Source organism: Kribbella sp. NPDC104218 (assembly GCF_055584105.1).
In genome coordinates, this window is sequence record NZ_JBVJMQ010000002.1 from 838,045 (window position 1) to 863,791 (window position 25,747).

Sequence of the window (25,747 nt, forward strand, 5' to 3'; positions counted from 1 at the left end):
CGCTCAGGCAGAGTCGCGGACGATCAGCTCGGTCCCGTAGACCTCGGAGCTGGTCAGGTCGGCGCCGCCGATCTTCGCGAGCAGGATCTCGGCCAGCCGCGTACCGAGCAGCTCGACCGGCTGCCGGACCGTCGTGAGTTTGGGCGTCGTCGTGGTCGCGAGCACGGAGTCGTCGAAACCGACCACCGCGACGTCCGTGGGCACCCGGCGGCCACGCTCGGACAGCACCCGGAGGACGGCGGTCGCCATCAGATCGTTCGCGACGAAGATGCCGTCCAGGTCAGGGTGCTCGTCGAGCAGCCGCACGGCGGCCTGCTCGCCGCCGTCGGCTGTGAAATCGCCGTACGCGACGGCCTCCGGCAGACCGGCGGTCGCCATCGCGCGCTGGTAGCCGGTCAGCCGGTCCAGGCCGGCGGTCATGTCGAGGGGGCCGGCGACCGTGCCGAGTTTGCGGCGCCCGATGCTCAGCAGATGCTCTACGGCCGTCTGCGCGCCGACGACGTTGTCGACGTCCACACTCGCGACCGGGACGTCGACACCCAGCGGACGGGCGCTGAAGACGATCGGGAGCGGCAACTGGGCCAGCTCCTGCAGGACGTTGTCGCGGCCGTGGTGGCTGATCACGATCGCGCCGTCCACGTGGCCGCCGCGCAGGTAGCGCAGCAGCCGCCGGTCGTCGCCCTCGGCGGGCTCGAGCAGCAGCACCAGCTGGGACGACGTCGGCGCGAGCGTCCGGCTGACGCCGCGCAGCATGCCGGCGAAGAACGGATCCGAGAAGACGCGGCTGTCGGACTCCGGGACGACCATGGCGACCGAATCCGTCCGGCGGGTGACCAGCGCGCGGGCGGCCCGGTTCGGCACGTAGCCGAGTGTGCCGATCGCGCGCTCGACCAGCGCCACCGTCTCCGGCAGCACCTTCGGCGATCCGTTCACCACTCGGGAGACGGTCGCCCGCGAGACTCCGGCGAGCGCCGCCACCTGTTCGAGCGTGGGCGAACCAGAGTCGCTCATCGGTCCTCCCACGGTCGGCTGGTGTGGCTTCACACCGTATTACTTTCCGGGGTTATTTTCTTGCGTTACCGGTCCCGGAACTTCCGCTCCGGAACCTGGTCAGCCGCTGGACCGGGTGTTGGCCGCCTGCTCGGCGCCCTGGAGCGCTCGTTTCCAGGCCGCGGCCGGGTTCTGTTTGCCCTCGTCGACCTTGGTCAGCGCGGCGCTGAAGATCTGGTTGATCTCCCCCTCGCGCGGGCCCTTGTGCTGTTTGAGGATCACCGCCCGGGCGCGGTTCACGAAGATCTGACCGACCGGCGCGTTGTTGAAGTACGGGTTCACCTGCGACTTCACCTGCGCGTCGTCGTAGGCGTCCAGCGTGGACGGGAACGAGCCGACCTTCTTGAAGACCTTGACCTGCTGCTCCGGCGCGGTCAGCCAGGCGGCGAGCCGGGCCGCCTCGGCAGCCTGTGCCGACTGCTTCGGGACGGTCAGGTACGAGCCGCCCCAGTTCCCGCCGCCGCCGGGGAAGACGTCCGCGACGTCCCACTTGCCTTTGCCCCAGTTGCCCGCGTTGTCCTGGATGACGCCGAGCAGCCAGCCGGGGCAGGCCATCGTCGCGAACGCGTCGGTCTTGAACGCCTTGTTCCACGCGGGCGTCCAGGCCGGGAGGCGAGCCGACAGACCGTCCGCGCTGCCCTGGACGACCTGGTCCCAGGTCGACTTGAGCAGCTGGTTCTCCCCGCCCAGGAAGCGATCCTGGTTGGAGTAGTAGGCCTGGATCAGCTGGTTGCGCATCGCCTCCCAGGTCAGGACGGCGGAGTCGTACCAGGCCGAGCCCGGCACCTTCTGCTTGAACTGCCGGCCGGCCGCGAAGTACGCCGGCCAGTCCGCGAACAGCTGGGCCACCTCGGCCCGATCGGTCGGCAACCCGGCCTTGGCGAACAGGTCGCGCCGGTAGCAGATCGCCTCCGGGCCGATATCGGTGCCGTAGCCGATCACACGGCCGTCCTGCGTGGTGGCGCCGGCGACCTTCCAGTCCAGCCAGCGGTCCTTCAGCTCGGCCGCGCCGTACTCGCGCAGGTCGACGAACTGGTCGGCCTTGGCCAGGTACTTGTAGATCCAGCCGATCTCCATCGCCTCGATATCGGCCATCCCGGACCCACTGGCCAGGTTGGTGTCGAGGTTCTTGATGTGCGCGTCGACGGTCTCCGCCTTGCGCTCGACGATCCGGACATTCGGGTGCGCGGCCATGTACTCGTCGTACAGGTCGGTGTAGCCGAACTCGTTGAACGTCGCGATGGTCAGCTCGACCTTCGGCCGGTCGCCGGCGCCGCCGGACGAACCACAGGCGCTCGCCAGCAGGGTGAGGCTGCAGGCGAGGAGGATTGCTATGGGGCGGTTGCCGGCACCGTTTCTGCGCCGCATGGAATGGCTCCCTGGGACTTGCCTTGCTCTGGACGGGTTGAGAGCGCTCTCGGATCGCGAAAGTGTGCCGAGTTTCTTGGCTCTCCACCGGGTATGTCAAGCACTCGGCGATCACTCTGAGATACCGAGCGGTACAAGTCAGTACATACTGTGCACCGTTGTCACGCTGCGAACCACACCGATTACGGTGTGGTGATCACGGGCTGTGAGAATCATCGGTCTCGGAAGGATGCGGTGTGGGTCGCGCCCCGGCTGCCGCCGACCGCGATCTCGAGGACGAGCCGGCGGCCGGTCTCGACGACGGTGACGGACGGATCGGCGGTGATCGCGGCCCCGGCCCGGCGGTCGATCGTGATCCTTACCGTGGTCGCCGTTCGCGATGGCTCGGCGACCGCGACCGTCAGCGTTCGGTTCGCACAGCCGATGACGACCGAGGCCGGGCCGTCGGAGGTGATTCCGGCGGCGGCGCCCGGCGTCCAGAAGTTGGCCATCGTCACGTGGCCGGCGCGGATCGCCTGGACGGTCGCGGTATTCGCCACGATCGTGACGCCGCGATGCCGCGCGGTCTGGGCGGGAGTGGCGCCGGGGAGCAGGATGTAGGCGTAGGTGTCCCGGTCGTGTTCGAGGACGAGCGATTGGTAGCGCCGGGTGTACGGCGTGGTCGAGCCGCCGGTGTCGTTGCCGACGTTGATCTCCGACCAGGAGCCGGTCCGATCCTCGCGCTGCGCCCGGAGCCGGCCGCCGTCCGGGAAGACGTAGCCGCCGACGCCCTCGAGGTGCGCCCAGCGCGGATCGGCGTACTGCGTATTCGCGCCGGTGCGGCCGTCGACGAGCAGGCGGGCAGCGCCGTCCGCGTGCAGGTTGCGGTTCTCGACGATGGTCTCGACCGGGAAGCCGTCGGTGCCGACGACTCCGGCGCCGAGGGCGACGATCGCATCAGGCAGGCAGAACCAGGATTTCCTTGCCTGTAAGGACTTGTCGTGGTTGATCAGGTGCATACCGACGGCGCCGAGTGTGTTCTGGTACGACGCGCCGCCGACCCATTCGGCGTACGCGGCGATGGTGCCGGTGCCCGACGTCCCGGCGTGTGGTTGCCGGGGTTTGGCGCTGACCGTCGTCCCGGGGAGGCGCTGGGCGTCGACAGTCGGCCAGAAGGCGTCGAAGTACTGGGAGTGGTCGTCGATGTAGAGGTACGTCATCCCGTCGCCGACGTACCAGCCGCGCAGGTTCTCGCCGTTACCCCACTCGTAGCGGGCCATCCGTTTCGACGACATCGCGATCGCGAACGTCCAGCCGGGACGGCGATGCACGACGCGATCCTGGTTGTGGAACTGGAAGTGCCCGGGGGACGCCGGGGCGGGCGGCACGGCGGGATCGGCGAGCACCGCCTTGGCCCGGGCCAGGTCCGGGATCGATGCTGAGGGCAAGTAATCGTTCAGGCGGTCGCGGGTCAGCCAGCCCTTGGCGAGCGCGCGATAGCCGGTGGCGTACGGCTCGGCGGCGCCGCTCGCGAGGAGCAGAACGGTCGAGGTGGTCGCGTGCCCGTTGCGGTGGTCGCCGGCCTTCTCGCGGGAGATCGCGCGGCCGGAGACGGCGTCCATCATCAGGCCGTTGACCATGAACGGCGCGAAACTCGCGGCGACCGCGTCGAGGACGACCGTGCGATTCGGGTCGGTGATCTCCCAGGTGGATCCGCCGAGCAGCGCGAACAGGTTGGCGATCCCGCCGAGGGCGACGTTGCCGTACGTGCCGACGTACGCGAGGTTTCCGTGCTGGACGAATGAGCCGTCGCGGTAGAAGCCGTCACCGCTGGTGACGTAGGTGAAGACGCTGTTCTTGCCGGACTCGGCGACATCGCTGAGCGCGTCGCGAGCCGCCGCGACCTTGGCGGCGTTGGAGCCGACCAGACCGCGAAGGGCGACGATCAGGGCCTTGTCGACGCGGTTCGCGCCGGTCTCACGGACGGACGGCGAGTTGGTCCGGCGATTCGGATCGGGGACGAAGCGGTCGACGGCCTTGAGGTACGCGGCGCGCTGAGTGTCGGACAGGACGTCGTACGCGAGCACGCAGATGTCGAGCAGGGCGCGCGGCGCGCCGATCTCCCAGAACCACCAGTTGCCGGTCTCGGGCAGGGACTCGTTGTAGGCGCGCTGGTTGAGGAAGTCGAGCGCGCTCGCGAGGACGGCGGCGGGGTCGTGAGTCAGCGTGGTCCCGGGAGTCGCGCGGGCCAGGGCGATCGACTTGAGCCGGTTGTAGCTCAGGGAGAAGTTGCCGGACGTCGGGCTGAGCGGGAGGTCGGGCCACAACGCGTCGGCGCCCGGGGTCAGGGTGTCGAGGAAGCCCTGCGCCTGGCGGGTGAGCTTCGCGAGCGCCTCGGCGTACGCCGGGTCCGCGGGGTCGATCGCACCGCCGGTCGCGAGGTCGGCCCAGCGGGCGCGCAGGGTGGCGAACTCGTCGACGGCGGCGGCCGAGCTGGAGCTGATCGTCATCGAGAGGGCTCCGGCGGCGAGGCCGGTCTGCAACAGCAGGCGACGGCTGATGGACATCGCGACTCCTTGGGCTGGGTAAGCGCTTGCCTTACCTCAGCAGGTGTCCGCAAGGGTCGTCAACAGGTCGGAACCGATCAGTTGTGAGCAGTTCTTACGGGAGGAGATTGCGGACGACGGCGTCCGCGAGCAGGCGGCCCCGGTCGGTGAGGACGAGGCGGTCGTCGATCAGGGTTGCGAGACCGTCGGCGCGGACGATCTCGGCGGCGGCGCGGCCCTCGACGTCCAGGACGTCGAGCGGCAAACCCGCGGCGAGGCGGACCTCCAGCAGGACGCGCTCGATCCGGCGCGTCTCGGCGTCCAGAAGTTCGCGCGCGTGGGCCGGGCTGTGGCCGGCGGTGAGGCGCTCGGCGTACGCGGAGGGGTGCTTGACGTTCCACCAGCGGACGCCGCCGACGTGGCTGTGCGCGCCGGGGCCGATCCCCCACCAGGTGTGGCCGCGCCAGTAGAGCTCGTTGTGGCGGCAGTGGGCGTCGTCCGTCCGCGCCCAGTTCGAGACTTCGTACCAGTTGAGGCCGGCCTGGCTGAGCAGCGTGTCGGCCAGGATGTATTTGTCGGCGAGGTCGTCGTCGTCCGGCATCGGGAGCTCGCCGCGGCGGACGCGCCGGGCCAGCTGGGTGCCGTCCTCGACGATCAGTGCGTAGGCGCTGACGTGGTCCGGATCGGCGGAGAGGGCGGACTCGAGGGAAGCTCGCCAGTCGTCGAGCGACTCCCCCGGTGTGCCGTAGATCAGGTCGAGGTTCACGTGTTCGAAGCCGGCGGCGGTTGCCTCTTTGACGGCCTGGAGCGCGCGGCCCGGCGTGTGCTGGCGATCGAGGATCTTGAGCACGTGGTTCGAGGCGCTCTGCATGCCGAAGCTGACGCGGGTGAAGCCGGCGTCCAGCAGGGCTTCGAGATACGCCGGATCGACGGACTCCGGGTTCGCCTCGGTGGTCACCTCGGCGTCCGGCGCGAGGCCGAACTCGTCCCGGACGGCCTTGAGCATCTTGCCGAGATCGGCGGCCGGCAGGAGCGTCGGCGTACCGCCGCCGAAGAAGATCGTCTCGACCGGTCGGTCAAGGCTTTCGAGGACGCGGCGGGCCAGCCGGATCTCGCCGACCGCGGTCTCGGCGTACGACGCCTGGGAGCCGCCACCGCCGAGCTCCTTGGCGGTGTAGGTGTTGAAATCGCAGTACCCGCAGCGCGAGGCGCAGAACGGGACATGCAGGTAGAAGCCGAACGGCCGCTCGGCCGCCTCACGAACGGCGGCAGCGGGTAACGCCCCGTCCTGGGGCGCAACCTCCCCCTCGGGCAACGTTGACGGCACGCCCCCATCGTACGGACGGCACGAACGACAGGAGGTACACGCCCACCCTCGCCCTCCGAGGCGGTCCGCTGAGCGCGCGTCCGCGCGACCACCTCCTGTCCTTCGTGTCATCGTCATCGGATCGCCGTCGTTCTGTAGTAGCGCTCCGTGCTGCACTGATTACATTCGGCTCATGGACACCGAGGCGCAGCCGGTAGGACGCGGCACCCGGAACGCGGTCGTCGTCGCGATCATGCTCGGAATGTTGCTCGCAGCCCTCGATCAGACGATCGTGGCGACCGCGCTGCCGACGATCGTCAGCGACCTGGGCGGCGCCAACCACCTGTCCTGGGTGGTCACGTCGTACCTGCTGGCCGAGACCATCATGACCGCGCTGATCGGCAAGTTCGGCGACCTGTACGGGCGCAAACGGATGTTCCTGCTCAGCGTCGTGCTGTTCCTGGCCGGCTCGGCCCTGTGCGGGATGGCGGACTCGATGCTCTGGCTGGTCGGCTCCCGCGCGATCCAGGGCCTCGGCGCCGGCGGCCTGATGGTGACGGCGATGGCCGTGATCGCGGACGTCGTCCCACTCAGCGAACGCGGCCGCTACCAAGGCGTGATGGGCTCGGTCTTCGGCGTCTCCACGGTCGCCGGGCCGCTGCTCGGCGGGTTGTTCGTCGATCACCTGAGCTGGCGCTGGGCGTTCTACGTGAACATCCCGCTGGGGATCGTCGTGCTGATCGTCGCCGCCCTCACGCTGCCATCGGTGAAGGCGCCGGTCAGTCCACGGATCGACTATCTCGGCATCCTGTTCATCGGCCTCGCCGCGACCGGGCTGACCCTCGTCACCACCTGGGGCGGGAACGAGTACGCCTGGACCTCGACGGTGATCATCGCGATGACGGTCGGCTCGGTGGTTGCCCTGGGCCTCTTCGTCGTCGCCGAGAAACGCGCGGCCGAACCCCTGCTGCCATTGCGGTTGTTCCGGTCCGGCGTGTTCACGGTCTGCTCGATCATGAGCTTCATCATCGGGTTCGCGATGCTCGGCGGGGTGACCTATCTGCCGACGTACCTGCAGTTCGTGCACGGCGCCTCGGCGACGGAGTCCGGCCTGCAGATGCTGCCGCTGGTCGGCGGGTTGCTGATCGCGTCCGTCGGCGTCGGCCAGGTGATCAGCAAGACCGGGCGCTACCGGATCTTCCCGATCGTCGGCACCGTCCTGATCGCGCTCGGCCTCTTCCTGCTCTCCCTGCTCAGCAACAACACGTCGTACCTCGAGACCGCCGGCTTCATGGTCGTCCTCGGCATCGGCGTCGGCCTCTGCATGCCGGTACCGACCGTCGTCGTCCAGAGCACCGTCGACTACGCCGACCTCGGCGTCGCCACCTCCGGCGTCAGCTTCCTCCGCACGATGGGCAGCTCGTTCGGCGTCGCCGTCTTCGGCTCCATCGACGCCCACCAGCTCCCCGAGAGACTCGGCACCGCCGTCCAGGCCGCCCAGGTCGACCCACGCCTCGCGGCAACCGTCGAAGGCGTCCGAGGACTACCGGACGCCGCCCGCTCGGTCATCACCGCCGCGTACGCCGACTCCCTGCACGTCGTCTTCCGCTGGGCCGTCCCGGTCGCCGCCCTCGGCTTCCTCACTGCCCTCCTGCTCAAGGAGGTCCCCCTCCGCGACACCGCCCGCATGGCGGCCCGCGACGTCGGCGACAACTTCGCCGCCCCCGCCTCCTTCGACTCCGAACGCGAACTCCAGAAACTGGCCGCCCTCGTCGTCCAGCACCACAAACGCAACCCCGCCCCCGAAGTCCTCGCCGAGTCCGGCATCCCGCTCACCCTCGCCCAGGCCTGGCTGATCATGCGCGTCTTCCGCGGCGGCGCCGAATCCGGCTCCGCCACCCTCGCCGAGATCACCGGCGACCTCAACATCCCACCCGGCGCCCTCGAACCCCTGGCCGCCCAACTAGTTGCCCTAGGCCACCTCTCCGAAACCCTCGGCCACTACCGCTTCACCCCCACCGGCCTGGAACTCTTCCAATCCTTCATCGGCGCCTACCGCCGCTGGTTCCTGACCCACCTCGCCGACTGGTCCCCCACCAACCCCGAACCCTTCACCACCGCCGTAAACCGCATCACCGAACAAATGCTCACCCAAGGCAACGCCCTAACCACCGGCAAACACGCCGCCCCCAAGACCCCGGCCTGACGGCCCGCAGGGCCCGCGTTCAGGCTTCATCTGACCGTGGACAGCGAACTGTGCTGATGTGCATCGGACTCCTGCGCCGGATCAGCGGTGGCGTGGACGTTGCGGCACGCGCGTCTCGTCCAACGAGTGCCGCGACCGCCAGAGGCCGTCGATGATCGCGCCGACGGCGAACAGCCCCAGCCCGACCCCTCCAACGACCTCATGATCGGTGAAGATGCCGATCAGCAAGACGATCCAGCCGGCGGGTCGCACGATCGCGCTGCCGAACGGTTGCCGACGCCATCGCCAGGCACTGACGAGCATCCAGACGGTCAGGGCGCCCCCGCCCACCGCCCACAACCAGTCCGTCACCGACATCGCAGCCTCCTACCAGCCGTTTCGGTACGCACGGTAACCGTAGAAGCCCTGGACACCAACCCGAAACGCGCTGCGGTACGGGTGGTGCCGCACGGAATACCGGAGCGACCGGCTCTGGGTGATCCACTTGCGGTGCCGGGCCCGGCCGGCGGTAAAGCGCCAGTACTTCCGGGCGGACCTCGCGTGCCGGGCCACGTGCTTGTAATTGCGCACAGCCTTGAACCGCATGCCGACCGCGTCGATCGCGAACGAGCGGCTTGCCTTCCACAGACTCACCTTGCGGCCCTTGTCGTCGCCGCGACGCCACTGGTAGGCATTCCAGCCTGCGCTTGCTCCGATCGCGACCGCCGTCGCAACTCCGCAGAGACCCGCGCTGGCGACGATGCAGGCGCCGACTGCGACTGCCGCGGTAATCGTCGCCGCGCGCCTGAAGAATTTGCGCCAACCGAATCGGCCGTCGAGATCATGACTGTTGATCGGATCTGTCGGGTAGGTGTACGCGTTCGGGTTCCCTCCGTCGACCGGGTCGACGGAGGTGAAGAGGCCGGTGACCGAGTTGTAGAGGCGGACGCCCATGAGGGTGAGGCCGGCGGCGGTGGTGGCTCGTTGTTTGGCGCCTAGCCAGGCGTAGTTGAGGAGGCCGGTGATTGCGGCGGTGGCGGTGGGATTGCCGTACTCGTCGTAGCTGCTCCAGCCGGTGATGGCGGTGGCGGGGGCGGACGGCGTGGGCAGGTCGACTGTGGTGACCACGTCGCCGTGGGGGTTGGCCAGAGTGAGGGCGGCGGTGTTGTCGGTTGTGGTGAGGGAGAGGTCGCCGCCGATTAGTTCGGCGTAGCGCTGGGTGGTGGTGCCTTGGGTTACCCAGGTGGGGTTGTCGGAGGTGTCGGTGTAGTGGCGGGTGGTTTGGGTGGTGGTGGTGGGGCCGGTGGTTACGGATTCGGTGGCGCGGCGGTCGAGGGGGTCGAGGGTGTAGGTCGTGGCGGTGTTGCCTTGGGTGATGGTGCGGGCGAGGTCGTTGTCGTAGTAGGCGAGGGTGATGTCGCCGTCCGCGGGATGTGGTGCGTCGGCGGCGGGGAGTGTTGTTGTGCGGCCGAGGGGGTCGTAGGTGTAGGTGCCGGAGCCGTTGGCGCCGGTGGTGGGACGGTCGGCGGTGTCGAAGGTGCGGGTGGTTGTGGTGGCTCCGGAGATGGTGCAGGTGCCGTCGGGGGCGGGGCCGGCTACGGACTTGGTGAGGCGGTTGTCGTTGCGGTCGAAGCCGTAGGTGCGGGTGGTGCAGGCGGGAGGTTGTTCGGTGATGTCGGTGCCGGGGGTGGTGGCGGTGCGGTCGTTGACTTGGGTGAGGCGCCCGGCGGCGTCGTAGGAGTAGGCGCGGTCGTAGCCGAGGGCGTTGCCGATCGAGTCGCCGGTGAAGGCGGAGCCGTCGGGGGTCCACTCGTGGGTGATGCGGCCGTTGATGTCGTTGTCGAGAGACCAGGAGAGCCAGGGGCCGTCGGGGTCGACTGTGGTGCTGCCGTCCTCGTTCACGGTGGTGACCTGGCCGGAGTAGCGCAGGCTGGTGGGTTCGCCGGCGTTGTCGAGTTCGTTGTACTGCGTGATGCCGCCGGGGAGTTTCTGGATGGTCATTGCGCCGTCGGCGTCGTAGGCGCCGGTTGAGGACCAGGTGGAGCCGGCCGTGGTTACCTCGACCTTGGTGGCCATGCCGCGGCGTTCGGTCTTGCCGGCCGCGTCGGTGCCGTCGTAGGTGTACCGGGTCGAGCCGTTGGCATCAGTGACCGAGGCGACCTGGCCGAACGCGTCGTACGCCGTTGTCGTCGGTTGTTCGCCGGAGGGCTGGTAGGTGGTCTGGCGGGCCCAGGTGTCGTAGCCGGTGGTGATGGTGCCGGCTGTCGTGCCGTCGGCGTTCTTGGCGGTGATGACGGTTGCCTGGCCGGTGGTCGGGTCGTAGGTGGTGAGCTTTTCGGTGTTCGGTGTGGAGCCGGGGAGGCCGGTGACTACGGTTTTGGTGGACGACGTGCGTCCGTCGAGGAGGTAGGTCGTGGTGGTGGTGCGCTTGACGGCGCCGGAGGTTTCGACGACGGTTTTCGGGGCCAGGAGCCAGGTGAAGTCGCTGGTGGCGGTCGAGGGCAGGGTGGGGCCGGACGTCGGTGCGGCGGCCGGGTAGGTCTTGCAGACCAGGCCGGCCCAGGCGGGCTTTCCGCCGCACTCGGCGAACGACGCGTTGGCTGCGGTCGTGTAGTAGACGGTCTTCGTCGTCCCAGCGTCCGCGCCGTTGGACGCGGGCTGCCGAGTCTCGATCGTGCGGCCCTCGGCGTCGTACCGAGTGAGCTTCACGATGTCGCCGGCGCTGATCGTGCCGTCGAGGTCGACGTCGGTGACGGACTTACCGACCTGGCCGAGTGCCCAGCCGTCGGCGTCGCCAGAGACCGGCGGGCCGTAGTCGGTGAGCGACTGCGAGGTCAGCTCGAGGTCTTCACCGGTGCCGGGGTCGTGGGCCCACGAGGTTTCCTTCGTGGCCAGGCGGTACGGGAGGGTGGTGTCCGGGTTGATGCCGTTGTTCGGGGCGCCTTCGTCGTACGACGTCCGCGTGTGCTCACGCAGCCAGCGGACCGAGCCGTCCTTCAGGGTCGCGAATCGGGCCGGGCCGTAGGTGTCGGTGACGAGCGTGCCGTCAGGGGTGACGACGGTGGCGCCTTCGGCGTTCTTGTTGTAGATCGTCACCGAGGCGACCTGGTCGACGGTCGCACCGGACGGCATCGCGTCGTCGATGACCTGGCGCAGCGCGCGTTCGTCCAGCGTCCGGACGACGTTGCCCTGCTCGTTGTAGTCGCTCGACGTGTACTGCCAGTCCCCCGCGCCGTACTTCGCCGTGTTGACGGTGTATCCGGAGGCGTCGGTGAACTGCAGGTCGGCGTACTGCCAGTCGTCGGACGTCGGCGTCCCGGCGATCGGGCGGTCCGGGCCGAAGACCGCGAATCCGTTACTGGGAAGGGCTTTCTGGTTCCAGCGCCCCACCGACGCGGCCGTCAGGTCCGGCAGACCGGCGCCCGACAGCGGGACGTCGTACACGTACTTCGCGAGCGTCGCCGTACCACCCGCGGGGTCACCGGCCGGACGGTCGCGCTTGACCGAGTCCAGCTTGGCGCGGGTGCCGACGGTGACGTAGTTGAGCTGGTACGGCAGCTGGCCGGCCGGCTTCACCGAGGTCAGGTCCTTCGCGGCGTTGTAGCCGTACTCCGTCGCCAGGTTCGACCGCGGGTCGGTGATCTTGGTCAGCAGCCCGGTGGCGTCGTAGGTGTACGACGCCACGCGGGTCGAGTCCATCGCCGCGCCGCCGGCCTTGTCCGGGTTGTAGATGTCGAGCCAGGCGTCGGTCAGCCGGCTCTCGCCGTTGATCGTCGTGTAGGTGAAGCGGAGCGCGCGACACCCCGGGTTCAGCGCGCCGGTGGCCGGGCAGACGACTCCGGGCGGAGCCGGGGCCAGGATGCGTGCCACCCGCCCGGCGCCGTCGTACGAGTACGTCGTCTTCGACGCGACACCCGGCTCCGCGACGCCGACCGCGCGGAACTGCGTCGGCGTACCGGCCTTCGGTGCAGCGGCCGGCGACCAGGTGGTGACGGTTCCGTCGTCCTCGGTGTACGAGAGGATCGTCGTCGCGCCGGAGCCGGTGACGGTGAGCTTCGAGCCGTCGAGCTCGGTGTCCTCATCGACCGGCAGCCAGGTGCCCGCCTTGAGGTTGTCCGCCGTCCGGCGCAGGCCGTCCGGCGCCTCGAAGACGAGGCCCGTGCCATCGCCGTCGAGCAGGGCGATCGTGCCGTCGACGTTGGTCGAGTCGACGACCTCGAAGCCGGCGGCACCGGCTTCGGCGCCGTCGAAGTGGGCTACCCAGCCGGGGCCGAAGACGCCGTTGGCAGGGTTGGCCGGCGGTCCGGCGTACGTCGAATGCGAGCGGGAGATCGAGAGGTTGCCGGTGTAGCCGGGGACCGACAGGTCCGTTGCCTCGGCGTTGAACTCACCGGTCCACAACGCGACCTGGCCCGGGCCGGCGTCTGCCGTCGGGAAGCCGTTGCCGAAGGCGTGCGGGACGCGCTGGACGGTGGTGTTCGGGGTCTGCGACCAGGTGCACTGGGTCGAGGAGGCGTAGGTGAGGCAGACCTGGACGTCGAGGTTGACCGGGACGCGGTCGTTGAGCTTGGTGGGCTCGATGGCCGGGGTGTCCGGGTTGGAGTCGACGTGCTTGTCCTCGGTGGCCTTGGTGGTGTCCCAGACGCCGGAGACGGTGACGCCGGCGGCGCCGTTGTCGGTCACGGTCAGGGTGGTCTCGTCGTCGGTGTTCCAACCGACGGTGTCGTGCTGGGTGCCTTTGGCGTAGCCGGAGAGGCGCCAGCGGATCTTGGCGGTCGGCACGGCGGACTGGCCCTTGGGCGGGCCGGCGGCGGCGATCTTGAGGGTGCCGGTGGTGGTGATGCGGGGGTCGGCGGTGGGGGCGGAGAGGGAGGAGCCTCCCCAGCCGAAGCTGTAGGCGGCGGGGCTGGAGATGCGGCCGGCGGGGGTTTCTGCCTTGGCCTCGATGCGGTGCAGGCCCGGGACGTTCTTGGGCAGGCGTACGGTCGTCTTGGCGACGGCCGGGTCGCTGGAGGGGGTGATCTTGATCTGGCCGGCGGCGCCGCCGGTGAAGTTGGTCGGGACGGGCTTGCCGTCGACGGTGAGGCGGAGGTAGCCGGGAGCGGAGAAGCCGGTGCCGGTTGCGGTGACCGTGCAGATGACGTCGGCGGCGGGGGCGTTGTCCTGCCAGGAGTTGGCCACGTAGGGCGTCGGGCAGGAGATGACCGGTGCGGCCGCGGGGGTCGCGCCGACGAGGACTCGGGTGAAGCTTGACCAGGGGCCGTCGCGGCGGCCGTCGTTGGCCTTGGCGCGGACGTAGATGGCGGTGTTGTCGGGCAGGTTGGTCGACGGCTTACAGCCCGCGGTGGTGCCGGACGGGTAGACCGAGCCGGTGCAGGTCGCCTTGAGGCTGTCGGGGCCGACCGGGGAGGTGTGGAACTCGAAGCTGTACTTGACGGTGTTGCCGTCGGCATCGGTCGCCTTGGTCGACACCCACGGGTTCAGGTAGGGCGAGTAGAGGTACGTCGGGCCGCCGGGGGCGGCGTAGGAGACGGCCGAGGTGTACGTCGGGGCGGCCGGCTTGGCGGGTGGGCGGTTCCAGGTGATGGTGACGTAGGGGTCGGCGGTGCCGTGGAAGGAGTAGAAGCGCTTCCAGCCGTTGACGTCGGCCTCGTTGGCGGCCGTCAGCGCCATGCCGCCGGTCGGGTAGGACGCCGTCGACCAGGCTTGGGCGAGGCCGGTCATCGGGATTTCGATGCGGCCGCCGGCGCAGCCGGGGGCGCCCTTGGCGGCGGAGACCTGGCCGTAGACCTGGCCGATGGTGGGTTGGGCGGTCCAGCGGGTGGCGGTGGTGGCCGGGGTGGCGGAGCGGAGCTGTACGACGGTCGGCGTACAGGAGACGGCGTGGTACTGCCACAGCGAGATCTTGGCCGAGACGATGTCTTTGCCGGCGAAGGTGGAGGTGGCGAAGTTCATGAAGGTGCGGGCGGTGGCGGTGCCGTTCTTGCCGATGCGGAGGTCGACGGCGTCGGACTGGTCGCTGACCACGCCGGACTGGACCCAGGTGTCGAAGGTCGACTTGAGGGTGCCGGAGACGTACGTCGGGTCGACGGTGATCGGGAAGACGCGGGCGGGGTCGAGGAACCACTTCGCGTCGGGGGCGATCACGAGGGTCGCCGTACCGGGGGCGGTCTGCTCGACGGTCACCTTGACGACGGTCTTGTGGAGCGGGTCGCCGGTCGCGGGGTCCTTGGCGGCGTCCCACATCAGGCTGACCGGGATGCGGGCGCGGACGGCGTTCTTGGCGTCGACGAAGGTGATCGTGCCGTCCTTGAGCGTGCGCGCCGTCAGCCCCTTGGTCCTTAAGGGGATTCGCCAGACCGGGGCGGTGGCTGGCCGGGTCTTGACGACGAAGTCGGTCTCGAAACCGTTGCGCCGGGCATCGACTGTGAGATCGACGCCGGGCTGGACGTCGGCGTACGTCGCCTTGGTTCCGTCGACGGTCGGCTCGGGGAGCTTGAAAGGCGCGAGCCACTGGACGGCGCCGCCGTCGGAGGAGGCGAAGACGCCGCCGGACTTCGGGGTGCGCTTGCCGAGCTTCAGGCCGAGCCGGTGGCCCTTGGGCACGACCGTGCCGTCGGCGCCCTTGGCGAGGTTCAGGTCGATCGCGCGCCAGTGGCCGGCGGCGGTCTTGAAGCGGACCGGGACGGCGTGCGCCTCGGTGGTCATCGTGCCGTCGGGGTTGGCCCAGGTGGTGTCGGTCTCGGACCGCATCGACTCGACCTCGACCCGGGAGCCCTGCGATCGCGCGGTCACCGCTGCGGAGACGACGTCCGGGCGGACGGCGACCTTCGCCGCGCTCGGCGTCGGATCAGCGGCCGGCGCGGCCTCGGCCGGCTGCTGCGTCTCGAGGACGGTGACGGCCAGCGTGAAGGCGACGGCGGCGGCCACGAATCGGGGGAAGCGCTGGATGCGGGCACGCTGAGATCGATCGAGCACGTACATGGGCAACCCTCACGTCGAGCCGGCCAAGAGACGGGACACTCGGTGACGGACGATCACCGGGCCGGCCAGCACTCGCGACATCGGGGCGCGACCAAGTCGCGTTACCGATTTTGCATCAAGCTGCAATTCCTGGGTCGGTGGTCACGGCGTCGCGGTGGGCGCGGTGCCAGGTCAGGGCGAGGAGGACGGCGGCAGCGGTGCCGGCCAGGCCGAAGGCGCCGATGGCGGTGGCGGGGTTGGTGGCGTCGGAGAGGAGGCCGGCGGCCAGGGGGCTGATGCCGGTGGCGGTGGTGAGGCCGGAGTTGGAGATGCCGATGGCTTGGCCGCGGCGGTCGTCGGGGAGGCGCAGGGTCATGGCGGTGGTGGTCTGCATGACGACGATGGTGCCGAAGGCGCCGGCGAGGGTGAAAAGGATGAGGGAGGCAACTATTCCGGGGTGCAGCAGGCAGAGGGCGACCGGGACGGCGGCGGCGATGGTGAGCGGGCCGAGGAGGGCGGGACGGCGGGATTCGGGGACGTACTTGCTGAAGAGGAAAGCGCCGATCACGCTGCCGAGCGGGTCGGCGGCGAGGATCAGGCCGACGGTGACGGAGCTGCCGCCGAACAGGGCGGCGTACGGGGCGGCCATCCCTTCGTAGACGGCGACGAGAGCCATCAGCCAGAGCATCAGGACGAGCGCGCGCATACCGCGGTCGGCGAAGAGCAGGGCCCAGACTTCGCGACTGCCTCGGCGTCCGCCGGACGTTCGGGACGCCGCCGCGGCGGGCCGGGCCTTGAGGCGCAGGCGGATCAGGAGCGCGGAGCCGAAGAAGGTGAGCGCGTCGAGGAACAGGACGGCGTACGGGTTGAAGACCGCGATCAGCAGACCGCCGCCGGCGAACCCAGCCATCTGGGCGGACTGGATGGTGATGCTGCGGATCGCCATCCCGGTGCCGAACCGCTGCTCGCCGAGGACGTCGGGCAGCAGCGCGACCTGGGCGGATTTGAAGACCGGCTGGAGCAGCGACACGATCCCGACCAGGACGCAGAGCGACCAGAACGGCATCCCGGGGATCGCGACCAGCAGGATCAGGCAGCCGCGCAGGCCGTCGATCCACGCGATCAGCTCGCGGCGCGGGAAGCGGTCCGCGAGACCGGAGAGGAACAGGCCGCCGAGCAGCGACGGGACGAACGTCAGCGCGTAGGTGAGGCCGGTCAGCGCGGCCGAACCGGTGTCGGCGAAGACCAGGACGGCGAGCGCGACCCGGGCCAGCTGATCACCCGCGACCGACTGCAGCTCCGCCAGCCACATCGCCCGGAATTCCGGGATTTTGAAGACTTCCCTGTACGTCACGCCGGCGGCCATGCAGGCGACCTTAGGTCGGCGGCGGTCCGTCCCGAAAAGTATTCGGACCTGGTGGAAACGCGGTCACGCGGAACTTCCGGTCGTTACCGACAGTTGTGCTCTAGGGGGAATTCGGGGGTCAGTGACGAGTCAGGAGACAGGCGATGAGCAGGCGGGTCGAGCAGAAGGCTCAGGCGCGTGAGCGGGTAGCGGCGTTGCGGAAGCAGCAGCAGGCGGCGGAGCGGCGGAAGCGGTTGCTGATCGCGGTCGGCGCGGTCGTGGCCGTGGTCGCGGTGGTCGGCGGGCTCGTGGTGATCAAGCTCGCGGGCGGCGATTCGAAGACCGCGACCGGCCCCTCCGGCGCGGCCGACGCGCAGATCGTCAGCGCGCTCAGCTCGATCCCGGCCGAGACCTTCGCGAAGGTCGGCAGCGACGAGGTGCAGGCGGCGCCGTCCGCGATCACCGCTCCCCCGCTGACCGCCGACGGCAAGCCGAAGGTCCTCTACGTCGGCGCCGAGTTCTGCCCGTTCTGCGCGGCCGAGCGCTGGCCGGTCTCCGTCGCGCTGTCCCGCTTCGGCACCTTCACCAGCCTCGGGACGACGCACTCCGCGGCCGACGACGTCTACCCGAACACCCCGACGCTGTCGTACCACGGCACGAAGTACACGAGTCAGTACCTGTCGTTCACCGGTCTGGAGACCACGACGAACGAGAAGGTGAACGGGCAGTACGAGCCGCTCGACACCCCGAGCGCCGCGGACCAGAAGACCTTCGACACCTACAACCAGCCTCCGTACGTGAAGAGCGGCGGGTCGATCCCGTTCGTCGACCTCGGCGGCAAGTTCGTGATGTCCGGCGCGTCGCTGAGCCCGGAGCTGCTGGCCGGTAAGACGCAGTCCGAGATCGCCAACGCGCTGAAAGACCCGTCGGACCCGATTGCCAAGGCCGTCGACGGCTCGGCGAACGTCTACACCGCGGCCTTCTGCCAGCTGACGAACAACCAGCCGGCCAACGTCTGCAGCACCGACGCCGTCAAGGCCGCGGCCGGCAAACTCGGCAAGAGCTGATGCGCGGCAAACCCCTCGGCGTGATCCCCTGGCTGGTCCTCACGCTCTCGGTCCTCGGCGTCCTCGTCTCGGCGTACCTCACCTACGAACACTTCACCGCCGGTACGACGCTCGCCTGCCCCGAGACCGGCGTCGTCGACTGCGGCAAGGTGACGTCGTCGAAGTACTCCGAGCTCCTCGGCATCCCGGTCGCCGTCCTCGGCCTGTTGTTCTTCGTCGGGATGACCGCGCTCTCCGTCCCAGCCTTGTGGCGGACGACGTCCCCCTGGCCCAGCCGCCTCCGCCTGGCCGGCGTCCTCACCGGCGTCGTCTTCGTGGTCTACCTGGTCTGGGCCGAGCTCTTCCGCATCAACGCCATCTGCCTGTGGTGCACCGTCGTCCACGCCCTCACCGTCGTCCTCTTCGCCCTCGTCGTCATCCGCATCGCCGTCCCTCCGCTGGAGGACTGACCAGCAACACCCTGCTGGTGCAGACCACCGGCACGGCGTCGTCCAGGTAGGTTCGAGGGCGTGGATGCCGTGCTGGTGGTGACCGCGATGCCGTTGTCGGCGGCGGCGCGGGCTGAGCTGAGCGCGACACTTGGCGACGGGTACGTCGTGGTGGACATCAAGGAGGCGCCGACGTCCGCCAATATCTTGCTGACGCCGGTGGTGAGTGGGCAACTGCTCGGCTCGCTGCGCGCGATGTTCCCGCAGGCGCGGATCCTGTTCACCGAACTGCACGACGACGGCCACGGCATCAGCCTGGAAGGGCCGCTCTCCCGGATCGTTGCCCGCGGCCCGGACGGCTACTACGTCGCCGACGCGCTCGAGGCGCTGGCGCCCGTCGTCCAGTCCGAGTCCAGACTCCAGCTCACCGGCAGCTCCCGCCGCAATCCCCCACGCCTAGCCCTCGCCCCGCCGTCCACCCCAACCGAACCCGCTGCCCCAGCTTCGGAGTCGACCGCAGGCATCATCTGGGTCAGCTCCACCCCCGCACCACCAGGCCACCTGCTCGACCTGCACCCGATCGACAACCTGGTGGCTCAACTCCTCAACACCCCAACCCCGCGCGAAGACCTCCTCTGGGCCGCCGTCACCATCGAGTGCGCCATCCGCCTCCTGGCCACCGGCGAACCCACCGTCCTGATCGACGTCACCGACCTTCCCCCACCCGTGCTCGCCGAACTCCACATCCGCGCCGCCAGCGAAGCCATCCCCCACACTCCCTGGCCCCGCTGAACGCAGAACGCGGAAACTTCCGGCCCGGTGGGGGCGAGAAGTTTCCGCGTCGGCGTGGTGGGTGGCTATTCGTACATTTTGTCGAGGAGGTCGGCGTATTCGGTTTCTACGTGTTTGCGTTTGAGTTTGAGGCTGGGGGTCATTTCGCCGGACTCGACGGTGAGGTCGCGGTCGAGGATGGTGAATTTCTTGACGGTTTCCCAGCGGTTGAGGCCGGCGTTGAGTTCGTCGACGTAGGACTGGACCATGGCGCGGGCGGCGTCGGAGGTGACGATCTCGGCGTAGGGCTGGCCGGCCAGGCCGTTCGAGGCGGCCCAGGTGGCGATGGCGTCAGGGTCGAGGGTGACCAGGGCGGAGACGAAGTTGCGCTGGTTGCCGTGGACGATGAACTGGCTGGCGTAGGGGCAGAGGGTCTTGAAGCGGCCCTCGATGTTCTGGGGGGCGACGTACTTGCCGCCGGAGGTCTTGAAGAGGTCCTTCTTGCGGTCGGTGATGTAGACATAGCCGTCCTCGAGGTGGCCGATGTCACCGGTGTGCAGCCAGCCGTCGCTGAGGACCTCGGCGGTCTGCTCGGGCTGGTTGTGGTAGCCGCTCATCACGCCGTCGCCCTTGATCAGGATCTCGCCGTCCTCGGCGATCTTGATCTCGGTGCCGGCGAACGGGAGGCCGACGCTGCCGAGCCGGTACGACGAGGGCCGGTTCAGGGTGGAGCCGGCGGCGGTCTCAGACAGGCCGTAGCCCTCGAGGATCAGCAGGCCGGCGGCGTGGAACCACTCGGCCAGCTGCTTGTCGAGCGCCGCCGAACCCGAGACGAAGAAGCGGATGCGGCCGCCGAAGCGGGCCCGGATCTTCGAGAGCACGATCTTGTCGGCCAGGCCGTACTGGACGGCGAGCAGGCCGCCCGGCTCAGCGCCTTGCTGGCGCAGCGCGGAAACGCGCGCGCCGACGCCGAAGGCCCAGTGGAAGAGCTTCTCCTTGACGCCGCCGTCCCCGGCGACCATGGTCTTGATCCGGGCGTGCGCCTTCTCGAAGATGCGCGGCGCGGCGGCCATGAAGGTCGGCTGCACGATCGCGGCGTTCTCGACGATCTTGTCGATCCGCCCGTCGATCGCGGTCGCGAACCCGATCTGGAACTGGACCGCGAGCAGCACCTGCCCGAAGACGTGCGACAGCGGCAGCCAGAGGAACTGCAGGTCGTCCGGCGTCAGGACGCCGGTCTCCTCGACCGCGGCCCCCTCGTACGTCCACACCGAGTGCGGCAGCCGGACGCCCTTGGGCCGGCCCGTCGTCCCGGAGGTGTAGATCAGTGTGCAGAGATCCTCAGGCGTGACCTGGGCGATCCGCTCGTCGACGGCCGCGAGGTGCTCGTCGCCGAGCGCGTCCAGGTCGGCCAGCGCGATCACCCAGTCGCCGTCGGCGGCGGACGGCGTCCCGTCGATCAGCACGACCTTGCGGACCGAGGGGATGTCGGCCTTGTGCTCGCGCAGCTTGGCGACCTGCTCGTCGTTCTCGGCGAACACGACCTGGACGTCGGCGTCCGACACGATGAACGCGACATCGCTGGCCATCGTGGTCGGGTAGATCGTGGTCGTCGCGGAGGCCGCGAGAATGCCCGCCAGGAAGCACTCGACCCACTCGATCCGGGTGCTGCAGGCGATCGCGACCCGCTGCTGCGGCTCGACGCCGAGCGCGATCAGGCCGGCCGCGCGGCGCCGGGCCAGGGTGTCGGTCTCCGCCCAGGTGACCGTTTTCCAGGTCTCGCCGGACGGAAAGCGGAAAGCCTCGCGCTGGGGCGTCGCCGCCACCCGGTCGAGGAACATACGGGCCATGGTGTCTTTGCGGCCGCTGAGCAGCGCAGACTGACCGGAATCGGTGACAGGCTTCATAATTGGCCTCCGTCGGGGGTCAAGTGACTGGAGAGTAGTGCACCGGTCGCCCGCTGACCATGGCACTCGCTAGGCCACTTCCCCGTTCTCCATCACGTTTCCGCAACGTGCCCACACCGAAAGTGCCCTCCCTCTCACTCTCCGAGAGGAAGGGCACCCGACGACGGCGCGGACTAGCGGGCCGCGAGGACCTCGGCGATCTGGACGGCGTTGAGCGCGGCGCCCTTGCGGAGGTTGTCGTTGGAGACGAAGAGGACGAGACCGCGCCCGCCCGGGACCGACTGGTCCTGGCGGATCCGGCCGACGTACGACGGGTCCTGCCCGGCGGCCAGCAGCGGCGTCGGGAGATCGGCGAGGGCGACGCCGGGCGCGGCGGCGAGCAGCTCGGTCGCCTGCTCGGGCGTGATCGGCTCGGCGAACTCGGCGTGGATGCTCAGCGAGTGGCCGGTGAAGACCGGGACGCGGACGCAGGTCCCGGCGACGGGGAGCTCCGGCAGGTGCAGGATCTTGCGGCTCTCGTTGCGGAGCTTCTGCTCCTCGTCGGTCTCACCGGTGCCATCGGCAACGATCGAGCCGGCCAGCGGGAGCACGTTGAACGCGATCGGCCCGGCGTAGACCTTCGGCTCCGGGAGCACGATGCCCTCGGCGCCGCGGGCCAGCCGGCCGCCGGCCTCGACCAGCGCGCGGGCCTGCTCCTCGAGCTCGCTGACGCCGGCGCCGCCGGAGCCGGAGACGGCCTGGTAGGTGGTGGCGATCAGCCGGGTCAGCGTCGCCGCCGCGTGCAGCGGCTTGAGCACCGGCATCGCGGCCATCGTGGTGCAGTTCGGGTTCGCGACGATGCCCTTGGGCAGGTGGTCGAGATCCTCGGGGTTCACCTCGGAGACCACCAGCGGGACCTCGGGGTCCATCCGCCAGGCCGAGGAGTTGTCGACGACGATCGCGCCGGCCGCGGCCACCTTCGGCGCGAGCTCCTTGGACGCCGTCTTCCCGTTCGAGAACAGCGCGAGGTCGAGACCGGAGAAGTCCGCCGTGGCGGAGTCCTCGACGGTGACCTCGGTGTCGCCGAACGGCAGCTTCGTGCCCGCGGACCGCGCGGAAGCGAAGTACCGAATCTCGTCGACGGGGAACGCGCGCTCGACGAGCAACTCGCGCATCACGCCGCCGACCTGACCTGTGGCTCCGAAAACCCCTACTCGCATGGGCGCAGCCTAACCGCTGGCCACGCCCGCCGAGGTGTGATTTCGAACGGCGGACCGCCGGCGCTACACAAGAGCCCCCGACGGACCCCGCCGAGCGTGAGCGGCGGCCGTCGAGGGCGATTGTGGAGCGCTGCGGGTTCGGCTACTTCTCGTCGGAGACGAGGGCGCCGCCGTTGGCGACGTCGGATTTCTCGATCTCGGTGAAGACGATCCGGACCGCTTCGCGCTTGGCGTTGAGGATCTCGATCGCTGCGTCCGTCACCGCGGTGACGAACTCACGACGCTGGTCGAGGGTCCGGCCGGAGAGGAGTTCGACACTGATGTTGGGCATGAGAGATGGTCTCCAGAGTTGTTCAGCCGAGGGCGGCGGTCCGCCGGGCGGCGACCTCCGCGGTCTCGTCGGGGTCGGTGTTGAGTGAGTCGAGCAGGTCGTCGACGTCGTCCTTGCGCTCGGGGAGCAACAGGCCGAGGCCGATGTAGATGACCATCGACGTTGCCAGCGGCAACGCCACGACCAGGGTGGTGTCGGTGGATCCGACGCCGTACTTCACGATCGCCCAGGCGATCAGGCCGATCGCCCAGGAGGCGAGCGCCGCCCGCGGTCCGGACCGCTTGAACCAGGGCAGCAGGCCGAGCATCAACGGGATCGCGATCGGGCCCATCGTCGCGGCCACCAGGTCGACGACGATCTTCAGGACGACGCCCTCGCCGTTGGTCGCGATCGCGATCAGCATGCTGACCGTGACGAACGTGAACGTGGTGATCCGGGCGAACTTCAGGGACGCCGCGTCGCTCAGCTGCCGGACCTTCTTGACCAGCACCGGCGCGAGGTCGCGGGTGATGACGGACGAGATCGCGTTCGCGTCGGAGGCGACCATCGCCATCGTGTGCGAGAAGAAGCCGGCCAGCACGAGCCCGATCAGGCCGCTCGGCAGCAGCAGCTGCGACAGCGCGACGTACGACTGCTCGGCCTTGCCCGGCTGCACCAGCAGCGGCGCGGCACACATCGGGATGAACAGGATCAGCGGCCAGACCAGCCACAGCGCCGAGGACAGCAGCGCGGACTTCTTCGCCGCGGAACCGGACGGCGCGGCCATGTAGCGCTGCGCCAGGTTCCACATGCCGCCGTTGTACTCGAACGTCTTGATGAACAGGAACGCTATGAGGAAGATCGGCGTGTACGGCCCGTTCAGCGCGTCCCCGTGCCCTTCGGGCAGCTTGTCCCACATCGTCCACAGGCCCGAGATCCCACCGAGGTGACCCAGGACGCCGATGAACATCGCGATCCCGGCGCCGGCCTGGATGACGAACTGGCCGAAGTCGGTGAGCACGTCGGCCCACAGGCCGCCGAGGGTCGCGTAGAGCATCGTCACGACGCCGGTGAGCAGGATGCCCCAGCGGATCGGGACGCCGGTGAAACCGTTCAGCAGGACGGCGATCGCGACCCACTTGGACGCGATGTCGACGACCTTGAGCGCGGCGCCGGAGTACGCGAGGGCCTGCTGGGTGGGCAGGTTGTAGCGCCGGGCCAGGTACTCCAGCGGCGAGACGACGCCGTGTTTGGCGCGCAACCGGTTCCAGCGGGCGGCGAAGACGAAGGCGCCGATCCCGACGCCGACGCCGATCGACATCGCCCACCAGACGTAGACGGTGATGCCGTAGTTGTAGGCGACGGCGGCGAACGCGACGAACATGACCGCGCTGTAGCCGGACATGTGATGCGAGATACCGGACAGCCACCAGGGAATCCGGCCGCCGGTCGTGAAGTAGTCGACGACCGTCTTGATCTTGGTGCGCGACCAGAGTCCGATCACCACCATCAGCACGAAATAGCCGACCAGGACTGACCAGTCCAGTGCGGTCATGGGGATACCTCCCAGGGACAACGGGCGAGTGAGTGGAAGGTTCCACTGAACAGAACCCAGTGTCAAGAGACGGAACCCGGAACAAATCCTCGCCTAGTTCCAGACCGCCGAGCGCGCTCTGGAGTGTTTGACAGACGGTTCCGTGGAGTAGAACCTTGTTCTGTGACTGCTGACTCGCCGCTCCAGATCCGCCACGCCACCCACCCCGCCCAGGTGCCCGGCTTCGACACCGCCGCGCTGCGCGCGCAGTACCTGGTCGACGACCTGTTCACGCCGGACGCGATCACCGCGGTGCTCACCCACCACGACCGGATCGTGCTCGCGGGCGCCGTCCCGGCGTCCGGCCCGCTGACGCTCGGCACCTGGCCCGAGCTGCGCAGCGAGTTCTTCCTCGAACGGCGTGAGGCCGGCATCGTCAACGTCGGCGGACCGGGCACGGTGACCGCGGACGGCACGAAGTACGAGCTCACCACCGGCGCCTGCCTGTACGTCGGCCGCGGCGTCCGCGAGGTCGTCTTCGAAGGCGCCGAGTCGGCGTTCTACCTCTTCTCGGCGAACGCGCACACCGAGTTCCCGACCGCGCTGGTCAACCCCGGCGAGGGGAACCGGCTCGAGCTCGGCGACCAGCAGACCGCGAACCGGCGCACGATCGACCAGTACATCCACGCCGGCGGCGTCCAGAGCTGCCAGGTCGTGCTCGGCGTCACCACGCTGCACGCCGGCAGCACCTGGAACACCATGCCCGCGCACACCCACGACCGGCGGACGGAGTGCTACCTGTACTTCGGCCTCCCGGAGACCGAGCGGATCGTGCACCTGCTCGGCGAGCCCGACGAGACCCGGCACCTGCTGGTGGCCGACCGGCAGGCGATCATCTCGCCGAGCTGGTCGATCCACTCCGGTGTCGGCACGGCGTCCTACAGCTTCGTCTGGGCGATGGCCGGCGAGAACCAGGCCTTCACGGACATGGACGGCGTCGACGTCCGGGACCTGCGGTGACGGCTGAGCTGTTCAGCCTGCGCGGCCGGACGGCGCTCGTCACCGGAGCCCGCCGGGGCATCGGCGCGACCATCGCGGCCGGGTACGCCGCGGCCGGCGCCGAGCTGATCCTGATGGCCCGGGACGCCGCGCTCGAGGACACGCTGGAGGCGATCAAACAGGCCGGCGGCGGTGAGGCGACCGTCGTCCTGGCGGATTTCGCCGATCCGGAGGCGGTCGAGCAGACGACGATCGAGCTGGTCCGCGACCGGCAGGTCGACATCCTGGTCAACAACGCCGGCACCATCCGGCGCGCCCCGGCGGCCGCGACCAGTACGGCGGACTGGCGGCACGTGATCGACGTCAACCTGAACTCGACCTGGGCGGTCACCCGCCCGGTCGGCGCGGCGATGGCCGAACGCGGCGCGGGCAAGATCGTGACGATCGCGTCGCTGCTCAGCTTCCAGGGCGGGATCACGGTTCCGGCCTACACTGCCAGCAAGCACGCGGTCGCGGGGCTGACCCGCGCGCTGGCCAACGAGTGGGGCCCGGTCGGGGTCCAGGTGAACGCGATCGCTCCCGGTTATATCAGTACCGACAACACGACCGAGCTGCGAGCCGACCCGGAGCGCGAGACCGCGATCCGGAGCCGGATCCCGGCCGGCCGCTGGGGCCGGTCGGAGGACCTGGTCGGCGCCGCGGTCTTCCTCGCCTCGACGGCGTCCGACTACGTCAACGGCCACGTGCTCGCGGTCGACGGTGGCTGGCTGGCCAGATAAGGAGTGGCAGG

General features: G+C 69.4%; 17 protein-coding genes. 6 read left to right on the plus strand and 11 right to left on the minus strand.

Annotated features, from left to right (window positions below; translation table 11 throughout):
* Window positions 1-3: 3 nt before the first annotated feature.
* The 4 genes from ACZ6ZD_RS19855 to hemW form a co-directional block, all read right to left on the minus strand.
* Entirely contained in the window at window positions 4-1,011 is a 1,008-nt protein-coding gene (locus tag ACZ6ZD_RS19855) for a LacI family DNA-binding transcriptional regulator (RefSeq protein ID WP_465674098.1), read from the minus strand.
* A 99-nt stretch (window positions 1,012-1,110) separates the two neighbouring features.
* Complete coding sequence (locus ACZ6ZD_RS19860; protein WP_465674100.1) at window positions 1,111-2,418, minus strand: ABC transporter substrate-binding protein; 1,308 nt, start codon at window positions 2,416-2,418, stop codon at window positions 1,111-1,113.
* A 212-nt stretch (window positions 2,419-2,630) separates the two neighbouring features.
* Window positions 2,631-4,964, minus strand: coding sequence for a polysaccharide lyase 8 family protein (locus ACZ6ZD_RS19865; RefSeq protein WP_465674101.1), 2,334 nt, complete (start codon window positions 4,962-4,964; stop codon window positions 2,631-2,633).
* Between the two features lie 94 nt (window positions 4,965-5,058).
* Window positions 5,059-6,270, minus strand: coding sequence for a radical SAM family heme chaperone HemW (gene hemW, locus ACZ6ZD_RS19870; RefSeq protein ID WP_465674103.1), 1,212 nt, complete (start codon window positions 6,268-6,270; stop codon window positions 5,059-5,061).
* Between the two features lie 172 nt (window positions 6,271-6,442).
* Between hemW and ACZ6ZD_RS19875 the strand changes: the two genes are divergently transcribed.
* The gene (locus ACZ6ZD_RS19875; protein WP_465674105.1) at window positions 6,443-8,455 is read left to right on the plus strand and encodes an MDR family MFS transporter; all 2,013 of its coding nucleotides are present in this window, start codon (window positions 6,443-6,445) and stop codon (window positions 8,453-8,455) included.
* An 81-nt stretch (window positions 8,456-8,536) separates the two neighbouring features.
* Here ACZ6ZD_RS19875 and ACZ6ZD_RS19880 read toward each other — a convergent pair whose 3' ends face one another.
* From ACZ6ZD_RS19880 to ACZ6ZD_RS19890, 3 genes are all read right to left on the minus strand, one after another.
* Complete coding sequence (locus tag ACZ6ZD_RS19880; RefSeq protein WP_465674107.1) at window positions 8,537-8,812, minus strand: hypothetical protein; 276 nt, start codon at window positions 8,810-8,812, stop codon at window positions 8,537-8,539.
* 9 nt (window positions 8,813-8,821) lie between these two features.
* Complete coding sequence (locus ACZ6ZD_RS19885; RefSeq protein WP_465674109.1) at window positions 8,822-15,418, minus strand: RHS repeat-associated core domain-containing protein; 6,597 nt, start codon at window positions 15,416-15,418, stop codon at window positions 8,822-8,824.
* 115 nt (window positions 15,419-15,533) lie between these two features.
* The gene (locus ACZ6ZD_RS19890; protein ID WP_465674111.1) at window positions 15,534-16,763 is read right to left on the minus strand and encodes an MFS transporter; all 1,230 of its coding nucleotides are present in this window, start codon (window positions 16,761-16,763) and stop codon (window positions 15,534-15,536) included.
* 143 nt (window positions 16,764-16,906) lie between these two features.
* Here ACZ6ZD_RS19890 and ACZ6ZD_RS19895 point away from each other — a divergent pair, with 143 nt between their 5' ends.
* Genes ACZ6ZD_RS19895 through ACZ6ZD_RS19905 form a run of 3 tightly spaced genes read left to right on the plus strand, consistent with a single transcriptional unit; the run spans window position 16,907 to window position 19,029 of the window.
* Window positions 16,907-17,809 (plus strand): DUF929 family protein, encoded by a 903-nt coding sequence (locus ACZ6ZD_RS19895; RefSeq protein ID WP_465674113.1) that lies wholly within the window; start codon window positions 16,907-16,909, stop codon window positions 17,807-17,809.
* Window positions 17,809-18,258, plus strand: coding sequence for a vitamin K epoxide reductase family protein (locus ACZ6ZD_RS19900; RefSeq protein ID WP_465674115.1), 450 nt, complete (start codon window positions 17,809-17,811; stop codon window positions 18,256-18,258). The genes ACZ6ZD_RS19895 and ACZ6ZD_RS19900 overlap by 1 nt, the downstream gene beginning before the upstream one ends.
* Window positions 18,259-18,318: 60 nt before the next feature.
* Complete coding sequence (locus ACZ6ZD_RS19905; RefSeq protein ID WP_465674117.1) at window positions 18,319-19,029, plus strand: hypothetical protein; 711 nt, start codon at window positions 18,319-18,321, stop codon at window positions 19,027-19,029.
* A 65-nt stretch (window positions 19,030-19,094) separates the two neighbouring features.
* Here the strand turns inward: ACZ6ZD_RS19905 and ACZ6ZD_RS19910 are convergent, their stop codons facing one another.
* The 4 genes from ACZ6ZD_RS19910 to ACZ6ZD_RS19925 all read right to left on the minus strand — a co-directional run bounded on the left by ACZ6ZD_RS19910 (window position 19,095) and on the right by ACZ6ZD_RS19925 (window position 23,979).
* Window positions 19,095-20,915: an AMP-dependent synthetase/ligase gene (locus ACZ6ZD_RS19910; RefSeq protein ID WP_465674118.1), complete on the minus strand. Its 1,821-nt coding sequence runs from the start codon at window positions 20,913-20,915 to the stop codon at window positions 19,095-19,097.
* Window positions 20,916-21,088: 173 nt separating this feature from the next.
* A complete protein-coding gene (locus tag ACZ6ZD_RS19915; RefSeq protein WP_465674120.1) occupies window positions 21,089-22,114 on the minus strand; it encodes an aspartate-semialdehyde dehydrogenase in 1,026 nt (341 codons plus the stop codon).
* A gap of 142 nt (window positions 22,115-22,256) precedes the next feature.
* Entirely contained in the window at window positions 22,257-22,445 is a 189-nt protein-coding gene (locus ACZ6ZD_RS19920; RefSeq protein WP_465674137.1) for a tautomerase family protein, read from the minus strand.
* A gap of 22 nt (window positions 22,446-22,467) precedes the next feature.
* Entirely contained in the window at window positions 22,468-23,979 is a 1,512-nt protein-coding gene (locus ACZ6ZD_RS19925; RefSeq protein WP_465674139.1) for a sodium:solute symporter family protein, read from the minus strand.
* Window positions 23,980-24,141: 162 nt separating this feature from the next.
* Between ACZ6ZD_RS19925 and kduI the strand changes: the two genes are divergently transcribed.
* Window positions 24,142-24,978 carry a 5-dehydro-4-deoxy-D-glucuronate isomerase gene (kduI, locus tag ACZ6ZD_RS19930; protein ID WP_465674141.1) on the plus strand — a complete coding sequence of 279 codons (837 nt, stop codon included), beginning with the start codon at window positions 24,142-24,144 and terminating at the stop codon, window positions 24,976-24,978.
* Window positions 24,975-25,736, plus strand: a complete 762-nt coding sequence (locus ACZ6ZD_RS19935; protein WP_465674143.1) for an SDR family oxidoreductase — start codon at window positions 24,975-24,977, stop codon at window positions 25,734-25,736. The genes kduI and ACZ6ZD_RS19935 overlap by 4 nt, the downstream gene beginning before the upstream one ends.
* Window positions 25,737-25,747: the final 11 nt, after the last annotated feature.

Coding starts and splice junctions, on each gene's coding strand:
- ACZ6ZD_RS19875 (WP_465674105.1), top strand. CDS start 6,443: ATGGACACCGAGGCGCAGCCGGTAGGACGCGGCACCCGGAACGCGGTC.
- ACZ6ZD_RS19880 (WP_465674107.1), bottom strand. CDS start 8,812: ATGTCGGTGACGGACTGGTTGTGGGCGGTGGGCGGGGGCGCCCTGACC.
- ACZ6ZD_RS19890 (WP_465674111.1), bottom strand. CDS start 16,763: ATGGCCGCCGGCGTGACGTACAGGGAAGTCTTCAAAATCCCGGAATTC.
- ACZ6ZD_RS19860 (WP_465674100.1), bottom strand. CDS start 2,418: ATGCGGCGCAGAAACGGTGCCGGCAACCGCCCCATAGCAATCCTCCTC.
- ACZ6ZD_RS19910 (WP_465674118.1), bottom strand. CDS start 20,915: ATGAAGCCTGTCACCGATTCCGGTCAGTCTGCGCTGCTCAGCGGCCGC.
- ACZ6ZD_RS19895 (WP_465674113.1), top strand. CDS start 16,907: ATGAGCAGGCGGGTCGAGCAGAAGGCTCAGGCGCGTGAGCGGGTAGCG.
- ACZ6ZD_RS19885 (WP_465674109.1), bottom strand. CDS start 15,418: ATGTACGTGCTCGATCGATCTCAGCGTGCCCGCATCCAGCGCTTCCCC.
- ACZ6ZD_RS19900 (WP_465674115.1), top strand. CDS start 17,809: ATGCGCGGCAAACCCCTCGGCGTGATCCCCTGGCTGGTCCTCACGCTC.
- ACZ6ZD_RS19925 (WP_465674139.1), bottom strand. CDS start 23,979: ATGACCGCACTGGACTGGTCAGTCCTGGTCGGCTATTTCGTGCTGATG.
- ACZ6ZD_RS19865 (WP_465674101.1), bottom strand. CDS start 4,964: ATGTCCATCAGCCGTCGCCTGCTGTTGCAGACCGGCCTCGCCGCCGGA.
- ACZ6ZD_RS19855 (WP_465674098.1), bottom strand. CDS start 1,011: ATGAGCGACTCTGGTTCGCCCACGCTCGAACAGGTGGCGGCGCTCGCC.
- ACZ6ZD_RS19920 (WP_465674137.1), bottom strand. CDS start 22,445: ATGCCCAACATCAGTGTCGAACTCCTCTCCGGCCGGACCCTCGACCAG.
- ACZ6ZD_RS19915 (WP_465674120.1), bottom strand. CDS start 22,114: ATGCGAGTAGGGGTTTTCGGAGCCACAGGTCAGGTCGGCGGCGTGATG.